This is a genomic window from Nocardiopsis nanhaiensis, assembly GCF_054778635.1.
The window spans coordinates 1-15,559 of record NZ_BAAGZJ010000087.1; the positions used below are offsets into that span (position 1 = coordinate 1).

General features: G+C 68.1%; 11 protein-coding genes. 10 read left to right on the plus strand and 1 reads right to left on the minus strand.

Annotated features, from left to right (window positions below; genetic code table 11):
• Positions 1-432: 432 nt before the first annotated feature.
• From ACYVD1_RS28850 to ACYVD1_RS28860, 3 genes are all read left to right on the plus strand, one after another.
• Positions 433-1,872, plus strand: coding sequence for an HNH endonuclease signature motif containing protein (locus ACYVD1_RS28850; RefSeq protein WP_460777662.1), 1,440 nt, complete (start codon positions 433-435; stop codon positions 1,870-1,872).
• Positions 1,873-2,594: 722 nt separating this feature from the next.
• Positions 2,595-3,083, plus strand: a complete 489-nt coding sequence (locus ACYVD1_RS28855) for a septum formation family protein (protein WP_460777663.1) — start codon at positions 2,595-2,597, stop codon at positions 3,081-3,083.
• A 282-nt stretch (positions 3,084-3,365) separates the two neighbouring features.
• A complete protein-coding gene (locus tag ACYVD1_RS28860) occupies positions 3,366-3,983 on the plus strand; it encodes a septum formation family protein (protein WP_460777664.1) in 618 nt (205 codons plus the stop codon).
• Positions 3,984-4,088: 105 nt separating this feature from the next.
• Here the strand turns inward: ACYVD1_RS28860 and ACYVD1_RS28865 are convergent, their stop codons facing one another.
• On the minus strand, positions 4,089-5,708 hold the full coding sequence (locus tag ACYVD1_RS28865; RefSeq protein ID WP_460777665.1) for an alpha/beta hydrolase: 1,620 nt from the start codon (positions 5,706-5,708) through the stop codon (positions 4,089-4,091).
• Positions 5,709-6,062: 354 nt separating this feature from the next.
• On the opposite strand from ACYVD1_RS28865, the gene ACYVD1_RS28870 reads away from it, so the two are divergent.
• From ACYVD1_RS28870 to ACYVD1_RS28900, 7 genes are all read left to right on the plus strand, one after another.
• A complete protein-coding gene (locus tag ACYVD1_RS28870) occupies positions 6,063-7,154 on the plus strand; it encodes an ABC transporter permease (RefSeq protein WP_460777666.1) in 1,092 nt (363 codons plus the stop codon).
• A 13-nt stretch (positions 7,155-7,167) separates the two neighbouring features.
• Positions 7,168-8,049 (plus strand): ABC transporter permease, encoded by an 882-nt coding sequence (locus ACYVD1_RS28875; protein ID WP_460777667.1) that lies wholly within the window; start codon positions 7,168-7,170, stop codon positions 8,047-8,049.
• A 5-nt stretch (positions 8,050-8,054) separates the two neighbouring features.
• Positions 8,055-9,128 carry an ABC transporter ATP-binding protein gene (locus tag ACYVD1_RS28880; protein WP_460777668.1) on the plus strand — a complete coding sequence of 358 codons (1,074 nt, stop codon included), beginning with the start codon at positions 8,055-8,057 and terminating at the stop codon, positions 9,126-9,128.
• On the plus strand, positions 9,121-10,173 hold the full coding sequence (locus ACYVD1_RS28885) for an ABC transporter ATP-binding protein (protein WP_460777669.1): 1,053 nt from the start codon (positions 9,121-9,123) through the stop codon (positions 10,171-10,173). Before ACYVD1_RS28880 ends, ACYVD1_RS28885 begins: the two co-directional genes overlap by 8 nt.
• A 6-nt stretch (positions 10,174-10,179) precedes the next feature.
• Positions 10,180-10,371, plus strand: coding sequence for a hypothetical protein (locus ACYVD1_RS28890; RefSeq protein ID WP_460777670.1), 192 nt, complete (start codon positions 10,180-10,182; stop codon positions 10,369-10,371).
• Positions 10,368-12,179: an ABC transporter substrate-binding protein gene (locus ACYVD1_RS28895; protein ID WP_460777671.1), complete on the plus strand. Its 1,812-nt coding sequence runs from the start codon at positions 10,368-10,370 to the stop codon at positions 12,177-12,179. The genes ACYVD1_RS28890 and ACYVD1_RS28895 overlap by 4 nt, the downstream gene beginning before the upstream one ends.
• An 874-nt stretch (positions 12,180-13,053) precedes the next feature.
• Positions 13,054-15,471, plus strand: a complete 2,418-nt coding sequence (locus tag ACYVD1_RS28900) for a sensor histidine kinase (protein WP_460777672.1) — start codon at positions 13,054-13,056, stop codon at positions 15,469-15,471.
• Positions 15,472-15,559 lie beyond the last annotated feature (88 nt).

Below are 15,559 nucleotides of genomic sequence, written 5' to 3' on the forward strand. Positions count from 1 at the left end.
GGCTCCGCCCGATAACTGCGTCGGCCTGGCGGCCGATGCCTGCCCCTGCGCCGGAGCGTTGACGCCTGGCGGTGTCGCGGCCGGTCAATCACCCATGCGAACCCCGAACAGCGCGGCCTGCGGCCGGGTCGGCCACTGCGCCGGAGCCCACCGGTTGCGGGTGTCGCGGCCGGTCAATGCTCGCGGCGAAAACCCCGATGATCTTGCTCCTGTCTCCACCCTCGGCCGCCGAGATTGACTCTGGTAGCAAGATCATTCCCATAGGGGCACACATTTGTCCGCTTTGTCCAAGAATGCGGTCAAGGGAGGCTGAGTCCCTTTCCTGGAAGGCTTCTTTCCAGGGAATGGGAAAGGCGGGTCGGGGTGGCCTGGTAAGGGTGTTATCACCTCCGGGATAGGTCCTTTCTGGGTCTTTCTTGATATCCTGGTGGTATGACTTCTTCTTTCGGGCAGTGCGGGAATGCGGCGGGAAACACCCCCGCCGTGGCCGCCATGGGTGCTGCCCGGGGAAAGATCACCTCGGAAATGGCGGAAGTGCCCCCGACCGGAGTAGCTGGCCAGGTCCTGGATGTGATTTCTCAGGTGTTCGAGGACTTCGATCAGGCCCAGCTTTCGATGCTGCTGCGGCTGGCGCAGTTGGAGGCGGCCGGGACCCTGTTGGAGGCGGGTGGGCAGCGGTCGGTGCAGAACTGGCTGATCCACTCGGTGGGTATGGCCCCGGGTGAGGCCAACGGGCGCGCCGAGCTGGCGCGGCGGTTGTTCGCTCAGGAGTTGCCCGCCACCCGGGAAGGCTTGGACTCTGGGTTGTTGTCGATCGGGGAGGCGGTGGCGGTGTGCAAGGCCGCTGATAAGGCGGTGGGGGCGCGCAACACTGGCCGCTACCCGGATGCTGGCCTCTTCCGGCGGATGGTGGAGGCCGGGATTTTGGCTTCCAAGGCCAGGGAGCCGGCGATGTCGACCTCCGACATTCACCGGCTGGGCCGGGAGCTGCTGGCCCAGTACAACCCGGCGGTGGTGGAGGAGCAGTACCAGGCTGCCTTCGACGCCCGTGGTGCACGCCTGGTGCGGACCTTTGATGGCACGTTCATGTTCGAGGCCTGGGGTCCGGGTGAGCACGCCGAGGAGCTCCAGTGCGTGCTCAGGGCCCACGAGGTGGCCTATGACCCTGAGAGGCTGCACGTGTCGGCTTCGGAGCGCATGTATGACGCGTTCATGAACCTGGTCCGCTCCGCCTCCCACCACCCCACCGGCCCCACCGACTCCAGCGAGGGCGCTGAGGGTGCCGGGGGTGGGGATGGCAAGGGCAGCAAGGGCGGTCAGGATCGCAAGCGTGCTGCGGTGGCGATGATCAACATCATGGTGCCCCTGCCCACCTTCCTCGGCCTCCAGGCCGAGGGCGACGGCAAAGCTGCTGGCCCGGCGGTGACCCAGGATGGGCAGGTGGTCTCCATGGCCGCGATCCGTGCCCTGGCCCCCAACAGTGTGCTGCGCCGGATGATCACCTCCCCCAAGGGTGACCGGGTGTTGGACGTGGGCCGTACCCAGCGCGATGCCACGGGTGCTCTGCGGGATGCGGGGATGTTCGGTCACACCACCTGTGCCTGGTACCAGGGCTGCAACTTCCCGGCCAGTGGGTCGGAGGCCGACCACAAGATCAGCTTCTCGGCCGGTGGGTCCACCAGCGCGGACAACATTCAGCCGCTGTGCTCGGACCACAACCGGCTCAAGTACCGGAGGGAGACCAACCCGGAGGCCTCCATCTGGCAGGGTCGTCCCTCCCACCGCAACCGCAGCAACAAGGGGGAGGACCCGGGCGGGGACCCGGAGCCAGCCCAACCCCCTTCCTGGAGTCACGGTCACCCTCGTTTTTGACTCCAACTGGGGGGTTCACCACACACCGGTACCACTCGAGACCGCTCCGGTGTTTCGCGCTGCCCACCGTGACCGGCCGCGACACCCTCAACCGGTGTGCTCCGGCGCAGTGGCCCACCGGCCGCAGGCCGCGCTGTTCGGGGTTCGCATGGGTGATTGACCGGCCGCGACACCGCCAGGCGTCAACGCTCCGGCGCAGGGGCAGGCATCGGCCGCCAGGCCGACGCAGTTATCGGGCGGAGCCCGAGTCTTTCCCGCTCGGACCTCGACCACGCGTCCCCCTTTCCCGATAGCCGCCCACCCGCCGTCGTAGCGGAGCGGGTCAAGGTGGAGCGCCGTTGACGCGCGAAGCGCTCGATGGCGACGACCTTGAGGCGCGTAGCGGAGACGGCCACAATCGGGCGGCGGGAAAGGAGGGAACCCCAACCCGCAAGGCAACCCCCACCAGAGCAGGCAACCCAAACCAACAAAGGGCCCTCACGCCAAGCACTCTCAGAATTTTCCCTTTCTTCTGTTGGCAATTATTTGGGGGAGAAATCAAAGCTTGGGAAAGACGCGGGGCCATCCGAAGAGGCCGGAGTGTCACTCGGAGTGCTTGTCCATGACGTACTTGTGAGTTTTCGAATCCAGATTGACATGGGCGTCCGTTTGGTGAATTCTTCTTCCTCTCGCCGACAAACCCGTGCGGGATCCCCTTCGTGAAGAAATACCGGAGCACCCTCATGTCCACTCTCACCCCAGCCGTTCGCAACGCCTCCCTCGCGCTGCTAGCCGCGGGTACGGCGGCCAGCCTCTCAGCCTGCGGTTTGGTGGCCTCGGTCCTCAGCCCCGGTGGCGGCAACGTCATGGAACTGAGCGCGGGCGACTGTTTCATCGAGAGTGAGATGGAGGCCGCGTTCTCTGGCGACGAGGTCACCAACGTCCCGCTCGTCGACTGTTCGGAACCGCACGACGCCGAGGTCTTCCACACCGAAGACCTCCCCGACGGTGACTTCCCCGGTGAGGCGTCCTTGGACAACTCCATCGACGAGATCTGCTACGGCAGCGCCTTCGCGAACTACGTCGGTGTGGACTTCGTGGACTCGGAGCTCGAGGTCTGGCCCCTCGTGCCGACCGAAGAGGGCTGGGACATGGGGGACCAGGAGATCCTCTGCTACGCCCTTGACCCCACCGGGACCGTCAGCGAGAGCTTCGAGGGTTCCAACCGCTGATCCGTCACCAACTCCCACCGGCCCACCGGCCCAGCCATCGCCGGCCCACCGGCCCAGCCATCGCCGACCCACCGGCCCAGCCATCGCCGACCCACCGGCCCACCGGCCCCTACCGGACACCTCATCAACCCGTCTATCACTCGCACCACTCGCCCGGTTTCGCCCCTTCCGGAACTTCTTCGTGAACGGGGCGAAACCTTCTCGCGCCTGGGCGCATCTGGATAGGTATCGCCGATTCTCACCTGCGTGTCGGCCTAAGACCAACGATCCAGTGGAGCCGTCATGTTGTCCGAAGCGCGCCACCCTTTGCTAGGCCGTATAGCCATGGGGACCCTGGCCGCCGGTGCCGCCCTGTCCCTGTCGGCGTGTGGACTCCCCCTTCTACCGCCCGCCCTGAGCGGCGACACCGACGACCCTTCTCCCGTGGCCGAGCCCGAACCGGAGCCGGAGCCCACCGAAACCGAGGAACCGGTCGAAACGGAGGAGCCCGAACCCGTCGAGACCGAGCCGGACGACCTCTCCGGTCCGGAGGACACGAACGTCAACCTCCTCACCGTCGGTGACTGCCTGCACGAGCTCGAGTTCGACGAGGACGACACGGTGGCCACCGTGCCCGTCGTGGACTGCTCGGAGCCCCATGAACTCGAGGTCTACGCGGACGGCGACCTCGATGCCGACGGTGACTACCCCGGCTTCGACGAGGTCGCGGACATGGTCGACGAGGAGTGTGTCGACATGTACGAGGGTTTCGTCGGTGTCCCGCTCGAGGAGTCGGTTCTGGCGATTACGACGCTCTTCCCGAGCGACGAGACCTGGGACGCGGGAGACCGTGATTTCCTCTGCATCGTCGGCGACCCGACCGGCCCGACCACCGGCTCGTTCGAGGACTCCAACATCTAACAGCCCACAAGCAACGGCCCGCGCCATCCGATGACGCGGGCCGTCGTCCGGTCCGGGCCAGCCGACCTGTCCAGACCGACCTGTCCAGCCGACCTGTCCGGACCGTCAGTCCCGCAAACCCGGCAGGGGCGAGGTCCGCTCCATCTCGTCGTACGGCATCCACCCGTCGCCGAGGGCTACGACCTCACCCGGCGGTTCCGGCGTGCCCTCGGGCCGGGGCACGCCCGGGCACTCGGTGTCCTCGGGCACCGTGCCGTCCAGCAGATAGGAGTGCACGAGGTCGTCCACGCACGGGTAGAGGAGGCCCTCCTCATCCCCCATGCCGTAGAAGCCGTGCGCACCGTCGTCGGTGACGGTGACCAGCGGCGCACCCAGGCGGTCGGCCATGACCGGAGCACCCTCATACGGGGTCTGGGGGTCGAACTCACCGGCGATGACCAGCGGCTCCGTGGACCCGCCGTGCTCCACCTCGACCGGGGGCTCGGTCGGCTGATTGCCGGTGAAGGAGCAGGTCTGCGGTGTCGCCCACAGCGCTCCGACCCCGAACGGGTGCTCGTCCCGCTGCTCGCGAGTGTCGGCGTGGTACTCGCTGATCCGGTCGGGCCACTCCGCCTCGCACACGACCGCGGAGAACAGGTCGAAGTTCATCCCGGTGAGCTCCAGGAGGTCGTCGGGGATCCCGGCTCCGCCGTCCAGTTCAGGGACCGGTTCACCGGTGACCAGCGCCTGCACGACCCAGCTGGTCTCATCCCAGTCTCCCTGGTCGCGGGCGCCCTCTCCGACCATCATGTCGAAGAGGGCTCCGTCGAACTCGGGAACGCCGGGCACGTCCTCGCGCGGCTCTTCGGTAAGCCGTGCCGACGTCTCGTCGAAGTTGGCGACGATCTCGTCGGGGGCGGCACCGAGCCCGTACACCTCGTCGTGCTCGGCGAGCCATTCGGTGTAGCGCTCGACGTTGGCGGAGTGTCCGGGCGCCTGCATGAGGAAGACGTCCCGCCAGACCCGGTCCGGGTGGATGGGGGAGTCCAGCACACTGCGGTCGAGCCGCTCGGGGAACAGGCTTCCGTACACCGCGCCCAGGTAGGTGCCGTAGGAGTAGCCGAGGTAGTTGGTCTGCTCCTCGCCCTGCGTGGCGCGGATGACGTCCATGTCGCGGGCGGTGTTGGCGGTGGTCATGTGCGGCAGCCGGTCGCCCTCCGCCTCGTCGCAGGCGCGGGAGTAGTGGATGGTCTCCCGGGTGTTGGCGGCGATCTCGGCGTCGTCCGGCCGCGGTGAGATCAGCGGATACTCGACTTCACAGTCCAGGGCGCTGGAGGCGCCGCTCCCGCGCGGGTCCATCCCGATCAGGTCGTAGGCGGCGCCGAGGGGTGTCTGGCTGTACCCGTCGGCCATATAGCGGGAGGGGCCGCCGGGGCCGCCCGCGTTGAGGAGCAGGATGCCGCGGCGCGCCTCGGGGTCGGTTGCGGCGGCGCGGCTGATCCCGAGGGTGAGCCGTTCGCCTTCGGGGTCCGCGTAGTCGAGGGGGACCTCGACCTCTGCGCATTCGAGGTCTTCGAGTAGTTCTTCCTCGCACTCGCCCCACACGACCTCCTGATCGTGGAAGGGGGCGAGCGCATTCTCGTCAACGGGGTCTGCGGCGGCCGGGAGCGCGGCCGTGAGGGAGAGCGCGAGCCCGGCGGCCGTGGCCACCGCTGCTGTTCGGACGGTAATGCGTGCTCGGAGCACGGGGGTCCCTCCGATGTCTTGTCCGCCACCCAGGGGTGGGGTCTTGGCCCCTGGGCCGGAAACGTGTCCGTTCGCGACGTAACAGTACGAAGTGGATAGATCGCCGCAACACCTACAAATGTCATGAGTGCCGATGTGTGGCCGGATGTGGACAGGAAGCCCATGGTCTTATGTAGCGGTTTGTCACTCGGTGTTCTTTTCGCGATGCCGATCGGGTCGCGCAAAAGACGCCGTTTGGTCACGGGGGTGGTGTGAGCCACAGGTGGGGCGTTACCGTGATGTTCTGTTAGGAAAGTTTCCTAATAGAAAAGTGGTGCCCGCACCACAGCCGTCCCCCCTGCTCGAAGGAGCCCCGTGGCCACCGAAATCGCGGCCTCCCCACCCCCACCCGAAGCCGGTGGTGCCGGGCCCGCCGCCTCCCGGAAGCCGATTGCCCTCCTGGGCCGGATCTGGCGCAACTACGTCTTCGTGAAGGTCCGCAAGGCCCTCGTCGTGGTCTTCGTGGTGGCCAACGTGACGTTCTTCCTCGGGCGCGCGATGCCGGGTGACCCCATCGACGTCATGGCGGGCCGCCTCACCCAGGGCGGCATGTCGATGAACGAGGCCCGCGCCATCGCGATGAACTCGCTGGCCTACGACGTCGACGCGCCCATCTACCAGCAGTGGTGGGACTTCATCGTCGGGCTCTTCACCTTCGACCTCGGCGGAACCATCAACCGGCCCGGCCAGAGCGTCACCGACGCGATCGGCGCCTACCTCCCCTGGACGCTCTTCAGTATCGGTGCCGGCACGCTCGTCGCGATCGTCGTCGGCCTCACCCTCGGCATGGTCATGGCCTACCGGCGCAACAAGGCCGTCGACCACGTGCTCAGCATCGTCGCCTCCGTCCTCGGCGCCATCCCGAACTACCTCATCGCGATGGTCCTCGTGGTCGGCGGCGGTATGTACCTCGGCTGGTTCAACCCGATCGAACTGCGCGGCACCCTCAGCCCCGGCATCCAACCCGGGTTCACGGTCGACTTCTTCGCCAACGCCTTCTACCACGCGGCCCTGCCGATCTTCACCTACGTGCTCGCCATCATCGGCACCTGGATGCTCGTCATGAAGGCCTCCACCACAGAGGTACTCGGCGAGGACTACGTGACCGTCGCCCGCGCACGCGGGTTGAAGGACAGCCGCATCGCCGGCGCCTACGTCGGCCGCAACGCCGTCCTGCCGCTGGTCGCCCAGATCGCGATCTCCTTCGGCACCCTCGTCGGCGGCGCGATCTTCGTCGAACAGGTCCTGGTCTACAAGGGCGTCGGCGGGCTGCTGCTGGACGCGGTCAACTACCGCGACTACCCGCTCCTCCAGGGGCTGCTCATCATCATCACCTCGTGCGTGGTGATCGCCAACCTCGTCGCGGACCTGCTGTACAGCAGGCTCGACCCGCGCATCCGGAAGTAGGGGGACTTACGCCATGGCCGTCACCGCAGCACCCGCGCCCGCCGCGGGCGTCTGGGGCACCATCTGGCAGGGGATCACCCGTAGCGCGAGCGGGTTCGTCGGACTCTGTCTGGTCCTCAGCGTCCTGCTCTTCGCCTTCGTGGGTCCTCTGCTCATCGACAACCACAACCCCACGGACGTCAGCAAGATCTGGGGTCCGATGAGCTCCGAGCACTGGCTCGGGACCAACCACGAGGGCAAGGACACGTTCACGCAGCTCGTCCTGGGCGGGCGCGAACCCATCCTGGTGGGCTTCACGGCCGCCCTCATCACCGTCGCCATCGCCGTCGTCCTCGGCGCGGTCGCCGGTTACGTCAGGGGCCGCCTGGACCACCTGCTGCTCCAGCTGACCGACATCACGATGACCATCCCCTTCATCGTCCTGATGCTGGTCATCGCCTCCTTCTACCGGACCTCCTCCCCGCTGGTGGTCTCCTTCATCATCGGGCTGGTCACCTGGCCCTTCCTGATGCGCTCCATCCGAGCGCAGGTCCTCACGCTGAAGGAGCGCGAGTTCATCGAGGCCGCCCGCCTCCAGGACCTCGGTACCGCGCGCATCCTGTTCGTCGAGGTGCTTCCCAACATGCTGGGCTACATCTTCATCAACTTCATCATCGCCATCACCAACGCGATCTACGCGGTCGTCGGCATGTACCTGCTCGGCCTCCTGCCCAGCACCGCCGACAACTGGGGGCTGATGATCCAGCAGGCCTGGGACAACAACGCCTTCCTCCTGCCCCAAGCGGCACCCTTCCTCATCGCCCCGATGGTGATGATCATGCTCTTCCAGATCGGGCTGGTCACCATGACCCGTTCGCTGGAGCAGGCCCTCAACCCACGACTCCGGGACAGGTGAGCCCCGTGAACGACCTCCCCACCGACCCGGACACCGACAACGGTGCCCTGCTGTCCGTCCGCGGCGTCGACGTCGGATACCGCACAGGACGCAAGTCGCGGGTCACCGCCGTCCAGGACGTCTCCTTCGACCTGTACCCCGGCCAATCCATGGCCCTGGTCGGCGAGTCCGGCTGCGGTAAGACCACGCTCGGCCTCGGCCTGCTCCGGCTGCTCCCGCGCACCGGTGTGGTCTCCGGTGGCGAGATCCTCTTCCGCCGCAAGGACGGGACCCGCGTCGACGTGCGCACCCTGGAGAAGGAGAAGCTGCGCCGCTTCCGCTGGAACGAGGCGGCCATGGTCTTCCAGGGTGCGATGAACGCCTTCAACCCGGTCCTGAAGGTCGAGGACCACTTCCTCGACACCTTCCGCGCGCACGAACGCGTCGGCCGCCGTCGCCCCCGCAAAGAGATCCTCGAACGCTCCGCTGAGCTGCTGGAGATGGTCCGGCTCGACCCGGGCAGGGTGCTCAGCAGCTTTCCGCACGAACTCTCCGGCGGTATGCGCCAGCGCAGCCTCATCGCGCTGGCGCTGGCCCTCGAACCGCAGCTTCTCATCCTCGACGAGCCCACCACGGCCCTGGACATCCTCACCCAGCGGTCCATCGTGGAACGGCTCGCCGAGCTGCGGGACGAGCTGAAGTTCTCGATGGTCTTCATCACCCACGACCTGGGCCTGGCCGCCGAACTCGCCGACCGCGTCGGGACCATGTACGCCGGGCGGCTCATCGAGACCGGAACGACCCGGGACATCTTCTACCGGTCCCGGCACCCCTACACCTCGGCACTGATCAACTCGGTGCCCCCGGTCGTGGGCGACCTCCACGTGCCCGAGTCCCTCCCCGGCGGCCCGCCCAGCCTCCACGCGTTGCCGTCGGGCTGCTCCTTCGCGCCCCGCTGCGCCCACGCCGTCGACGCCTGCACCGCCACGCGTCCCGGCCTGGAGGTGCTCAAGCCCCGCGACCTGGGTCTGAGTCACGCCGCGGCCTGCCTGCGCTCCACCGATGCCGAACTCCACGCCGAGGGGGTCTCCCGTGATTGACCGGACCGCCAAACCCGCAGAACCCCTTCCCGTCTCCGAGGCCGAGGCCCTCGGCACCGAGCGCCGCCCCGAAACCCCGGTGCTGACCCTGCGCGGCGCCGAGCAGGTCTTCAGTACGGCCCGGGGCGACGTCCCCGCGGTCGCCGGGGTCGACCTGGAGGTGCGCCCCGGCCAGGTGCTGTGCCTGGTGGGGGAGTCCGGGTGCGGGAAGACGACCACTGCCCGGATGGCCGCGGCGCTGGCCAGTCCCACCGCTGGCTCGGTGCTGTTCCGCGGCAAGGACGTCGCGGACATGGACCGCAAGGAGCGGTCGGCCTTCCGGCGCTCAGTCCAGTACATCCACCAGGACCCCTATGCCTCCCTCAACCCGGTGCGCACCGTCTACTCCACGGTCTCGGCGGGGCTGCGCCGCCACAAGATGGTCAAAGACCGCCACGAGGCCCGCCGTGCGACCGTCGAGCTGTTGGAGCGCGTCGACCTCACTCCGGCCGAGGACTACCTGGACAAGTACCCCCACCAGATGTCCGGAGGCCAGCGCCAGCGCGTCGCCGTGGCCCGTGCTCTGGCGATGGAACCCGAGGTGATCATCGCCGACGAGTCCACGTCGATGCTGGACGTGTCCATCCGGGTCAGCATGCTCAACACCCTTGGAAAGCTCCGTGACGACCTGGGTGTGAGCTTCCTGTTCATCACCCACGACCTCGCCGTCGCCAAGTACTTCGCCTGGCGGGGCGAGATCGCGGTGATGTACCTCGGGAAGGTCGTGGAACACGGGCCCACGCCGCAGGTGGTCAACGACCCCCGGCACCCGTACACCCAGGCGCTCGTCTCCGCCGTCTGCGAGCCCGACCCCGACCTCGCCAAGAGCAAGGAACGGGTGCGGCTGCGCAGCTCCGACATCCCCGACCTCACGGACCTGCCCCCTGGCTGCGACTTCCACCCACGCTGCCCGATCTTCGCGAGCGGCAGCTGCGATACCGAACGGCCGCCGCTGGTGCGCAGCCACGACCGGCTGCTCGCCTGCCACGTCGTCACCAAGGGGTGAGGCGGGTTGCTGCTCCTCATCGGACGCTTCGGCCTGTTCGTCGGAGCATTCCTCACCCTCACCTGCACCCTCATGGCCGTGTTCACATCCCCCGGCACAGCCGAGTTCGTCATCAGCGTCGCCACCGTCGGTATCGGCCTGGTCGTGCTCACTCTCGGTCTGCTCGCCGTCCTCTTGGAAAGGAAGCGTCAAGAATGACCTCCACACCCTCGCGCAACGCCGTCCTCCAGGACCTGAGTAGGCGGCGCCTCCTCAAGGCCGTCGGTTTCAGCTCCGTCGGTGTGGCGGGCGCCGGCCTGCTGTCCGCCTGCTCCGGTGACGACGGGGGCGGCGACGGACCCACCCAGTTCACCGGGGTCTTCGACTACGACCTGGACTCCCAGACCCGCAACGTGCACGTCGAGGACGGCGCGCTGCTCCTCAACTCCGTCTACAAGGACCTGTTCCTGTGCACGGGCGCCGTCTACAACTGGGCCGACCACGAGTGGGAGTACCTCCTGCTGGAGGGGCACGAGTGGGACGGTGACGACCTCATCGTCTCCCTGCGCTCGGGACTGAAGTGGAGCGACGGCGAGGACCTGAACGCCGACGACATGATCCGCAGCTACGCCATGCGCGTCCTAGAGGCTCCGCCGTGGGGTACCGGATTCCCGCAGGTCGAGGAGTTGGAGAAGCTGGACGACACGACGGTCCGGCTGGGCTTCGAGGACGCGTTCCCCAATATCGAGCGCAGCGTCCTCAAGCACCGCATCGTCTCCAAGGCCACCTACGAGAACTTCGGTGAGCGCGCGCTGGAGATGGTCAACGACGGCGTCCGTCAGGGCGACGACGAGCACACCGACTGGAACGCCGAGTTCGTCGAGTTCGACCCGGACGAGATCGTCTGCAGCGGTCCGTACATGTTCGACGAGGCGCAGATGTCGGACGCGCGCATCACGCTGGTACGCAACGAGGAGGGCTACCAGGGGACCGAGGTCAACTTCGACGAGGTCGTCATCCACAAGGGTGACAACCGGCAGTCGGCCCTCTTGGTGCAGCAGGGCGAGGTCGACTACTCCACGCTGGCCCCCTCCGCCGCCGACCAGGAGGCCTTCCAGGGTGTGGAGGGCTTCCGGTGGGTCGAGCACGCCGGGTACGACGGTGTCGGCCTCATGTTCAACCACCAGGCCAAGCCCGAGGTCCAGGACGTGCGCGTGCGCAAGGCGCTCGCCTACATCCTCGACGGGGACCAGATCGGCCAGGTGGCCCGCGGCGAGGCCTACTCCCGGGTGGAGCACTACGCGGGTCTGGCGGACATCCAGGCGGAGGAGATCCTGACAGCTGACGAGCTCGCGGACTTCGAGAACTACGACCAGGACCAGGAGAAGGCCGCGGAGTTGCTGGAGGAGGCCGGCTGGACCCTGGAGGACGGCCAGTGGTACCTCCCGGACGGCGAGGAGGCCAGCTTCGAGATCATCGGTGTCGCCGGTTGGGGCGACTTCGAGCTGACCGCCACCCAGGTGGAGGAGGCTTGGAACGACTTCGGGATCAGGACCGAGGCGCGCAACATCCCCGAGGACAACCCGTGGGGGATCTGGGGCGCCGGTGACTTCGAGGTCGCGGTCCGCCACTGGGGCAACCCGGAGCAGCCTGACTACTGGGGTGCCTTCGAGATGAACTTCCTGACGGAGAACGCGGGCACCGAGGACGACCCCGGCCAGGGCTTCGACCTCCAGGTGGAGAGCCCTTCCCAAGGCGATGTGGACCTCGAGGAGCTGGTGGACACCGCCAGGCGCGCCGAGACGGAGGAGGAGCAGCACGAGGCCCTGCGGACGATGTCGATCGTCTTCAACGAGCTGCTGCCGCGCATCCCCATCTGGACCTACGAGTACCTCTCCCCGGCGGTCGAGGGGGTCCGCGTGGAGTCGTTCCCCGATGACTCCCCGCACTCGCAGAACGAGCAGTACCAGGACAACCACGTCATCCTGTCGCTGATCCAGGGTGAGCTGTCCCCGGTCGAGGAGTGACGCGGTCGGAGGTTGACGCGGCCGGGGAGTAACGCGGCCGGGGAGTAACGCGGCCGACGGGAACAGAACGGCGACGAGTGGAGTGCAGGGGCGGTGCCTTCGGGCCCCGCCCCTGCCGTCTCGTGCACCACATTTTCGGCCTGTAGTGATGTATTTCTCTATAGCCCGTTTGTGCTCAGCGGGGCGACATCTTGCCCACGCCTCCAGGGCTGTGCCTCCCTCGGGGCCTGCCTGTGCCGGATCGCCGGGTAGCGGGGCGCGGCCGCCGATGCGGCGGCACCTGTCCTGAAGCCGACAAAACGCCATAAACCTCTCGATCCAGGGTTCGAGTTTGATCCGAATCTGTCAGTGTTATCGCACGTCAACCAGGGTCCCCACTGATGTGGTTTCGGTGCTTCTTCGATTCTTCTGTCAAGCTGGGCGTCCTTTGTTAGTCTGACGAACCGAACGACGGTTCTCGGTGGAAGAACAGGAATTGTGTGGAGCTTGGACAGTTGTCCGCCGGATGGGTGCTCGTCACCGATCACGGTGACAGTCCCGATCGCACCTTTCCGCAGGTCCGAAAACCGTCGAGGCGTTCCCCCGGCTTTAGGGACGCCTGGCTGCCCCGGGGGTCGAAACGATCCCCGAAGCGGCTTCCTCCCTGGTCAGGGTGGTGGTGCGGGGCCACCGCCGATCCGCCCACCGGATTCGAGGAGACGAGATTGTGGCACAGGCGCAGTCACCGCAGGATCGCGGTAACCACTCCCTGGCCAAGATGATGTCGACGGAGGATGGGCATGGAGCCAGGCGTGAAGGAAGGTTCCGCCGGGCCATCTCCCGGATGGTCAAGTCCCAGGACCCCCCGTCACCGGAGACCGAGCAAGGAAATCCCGTGCATAAGCCCGTGCATCCGCACTCGCAGACCCCCGGCCGGACGTCGGACGGCGAGGACACACCCGCGACGGAGCCCCCCACCGGACCCTTCTCCGCGTCCGCCGAGAACGGTTACCGCCCCGCCTCCCGGGTAAGCGTCCCCAATCCCTACACGACCAGGGGTCTGGATGTCGACGATGTCGACACCGGGGCCAACCCGGTCGGCCAATGGCGCGGCGTCGGTCTCGACGAGCCCGAACCGCGCAGCCCGCATACCCCCGCCACGACGGACACCATGACCGACACCCCCTCCTCGCCAGAACCCACAGCGCGGCCCGAGGCTCCTCTGTCCCCACCGGCGGAGTCCGCCCCGACGGCCGACCAAGGGCCCTCCGCGGGCCAGCACGCCTTCGGCGAGCCCCGTTGGCCCGCACCCGAGCCCGCCGCCCCGACCGAACCGGCGCTGTCCGAAGCCGCACTGCCCGAACCCCCGCAGCCCGAGCCGACGCCGCATCAGCAATGGACACCTCCCGCCCACGCGCAGCAGGGCTACCAGGAGCAGCAGGGCCACTACCAGGGGCCGCCCGGATACGGTGCTCAGCCCGGGCCACAGGGCCCGCCCGCCCCACAGGCCCCCTATGGCCAGCAGGGATACCCCGGTTACCAGGGGCCGCCCGCTCCCGGACCCCCGCCGCCCCGCGGATACCAGCAGCACGGGGGATACCCGCAGCCGGAGCCGCACCACCCCGCGCCCCACCAGGCGCCGCCACAGCATCCGGGACAGTACCCGCCCCAGCAGTACCCGCCCCAGCAGTACGCCCCGCAGCCGTACCCGCAGCCCCAACAGCAGCCGCCCCAGCCGCAGCCGTACGCGCCGCCTCCCGCGCCGCACTACCCGGCGCCGTACCCGCAGGCCCAGCCGCTGGTGGCCTACCAGAACGCCTACCCGGCCCCCTACCAGCCGCCCGGTTACGTCCTGCCGGGGCAGCCTGTGGTCTACCCGCACCAGCTCAACCCCTACGGGCAGCCGGTCCAGCACGTCATCGTGCTCGCGCCGGGGCAGCAGCCGCAGGTCGTCACGGCGGAGTCGGCCGCCACGCTCTTCGCTGAACGCACCGAGCCCGCCACCTCCGAAGAGGTACGGCAGAACAAGGCGCTCACCCGCTCCGAGTCCGTGACCGAGGAGCCCGCGACCGAGGAGGAGGCCGAGTCCCCGGCCGTCACCGAGTCCCCCGCCAAGGACGCGCGGATCCCGGCAGCCGACGAGGCCGCCCGCACGGCCCAGGAGGCCCAGAAGGACGGTTCCGCCGCCGTCGGCACCGCCGACAGCACCGGAACCGAACCGTCCTCCACCGCCTCCCACGGCCCTCAGAGCGACATCCTCAACGAGGCGCTCGCCGGCTTGGCCATGCGCGACCTCTCGCTGGTCGACGCCCTGCTGGAGATGGTCGAGGAACTGGAGACAGGTGCCCAGGACCCCGACATCCTGGACAAGCTCTTCCAGATCGACAACTTCGCGACCCGTATGCGGCGCAACGGGGAGAACTTCCTGGTGTTGACCGGGCATGACGGCGGCGAGTCCGACGCACACGACGAGATCGTCCCCTTGCTCGACGTCGCCCGAGCCGCGACTTCGGAGATCAAGGACTACCCCAGGGTCAGCCTGGGCAAGCTTCCGCAGACGTCCATCACCGGTCTGGCCGCGGACGACATCAGCCACCTCCTGGCCGAACTCCTGGACAACGCCACGGCGAACTCGCCCGAGCACTCGCAGGTGGTGATCAGCGCGCAGGAGCTGGATGACGGACGCCTGATGATCGTCGTCGAGGACGAGGGCGTGGGGATCCCCGACGCCCAGCTCACCGAGCTCAACGGCCGCCTGGGCGGCGAGCCGGTCCTGGACGACGAAGTGCCCCGGCACATGGGCCTGTACGTGGCCAGCCGAATCGCGCGCAAGCACGGTCTGGAGACCCGCTTGGAGTCCCGGTCCTTCCGCGGGGTCAGCGCCTACACCATCGTCCCCAAGGGGCTCTTGCGGGTGGCCACTCCCAAGCAGCCCGGGCACTCCCGAACCTCCACGACACCCAGTGCGAGCGCTCCCGAGGCACCGACCGGACCGATCCCGCCGCAGTCCGCCAACGGCAAGGGGGCCGACGGGTCCGGCGGCCCCAAGCCCTCCCCGAGCGGTACCTCCGCGGTCACCTCCGCGGGCCTGCCGCGGCGCAGCGCCACCCCGCACGGTTCGCCGCTGCGGATGATGCCGCACCCGGGGGCGCTCTCGGACAACCCGCCGACACCGCCGAAGGGCCGGGACGACACCCCGCCCAAGCTCACCGGTGAGGCACGCGCGGAGCAGATCCGGGACGAGATCGGCGACTTCCTCGACGGGGAGCGCGCCGCACTCGAAGGCGAGGACATCGAGGGTGACAAGGAATGACGTCCAAGGCCAGGGAAGACGAACCAGGGTCCCGCTCCGTGGTGCGGGCCCCGGGCCCCGCACCACGGAGCGGGACCGTACCCCCCAA

What these genes read in the sequence shown, in the direction of transcription:
- ACYVD1_RS28850 (WP_460777662.1), top strand. Translation starts at nt 433, where the DNA reads ATGACTTCTTCTTTCGGGCAGTGCGGGAATGCGGCGGGAAACACCCCC.
- ACYVD1_RS28855 (WP_460777663.1), top strand. Translation starts at nt 2,595, where the DNA reads ATGTCCACTCTCACCCCAGCCGTTCGCAACGCCTCCCTCGCGCTGCTA.
- ACYVD1_RS28860 (WP_460777664.1), top strand. Translation starts at nt 3,366, where the DNA reads ATGTTGTCCGAAGCGCGCCACCCTTTGCTAGGCCGTATAGCCATGGGG.
- ACYVD1_RS28875 (WP_460777667.1), top strand. Translation starts at nt 7,168, where the DNA reads ATGGCCGTCACCGCAGCACCCGCGCCCGCCGCGGGCGTCTGGGGCACC.
- ACYVD1_RS28895 (WP_460777671.1), top strand. Translation starts at nt 10,368, where the DNA reads ATGACCTCCACACCCTCGCGCAACGCCGTCCTCCAGGACCTGAGTAGG.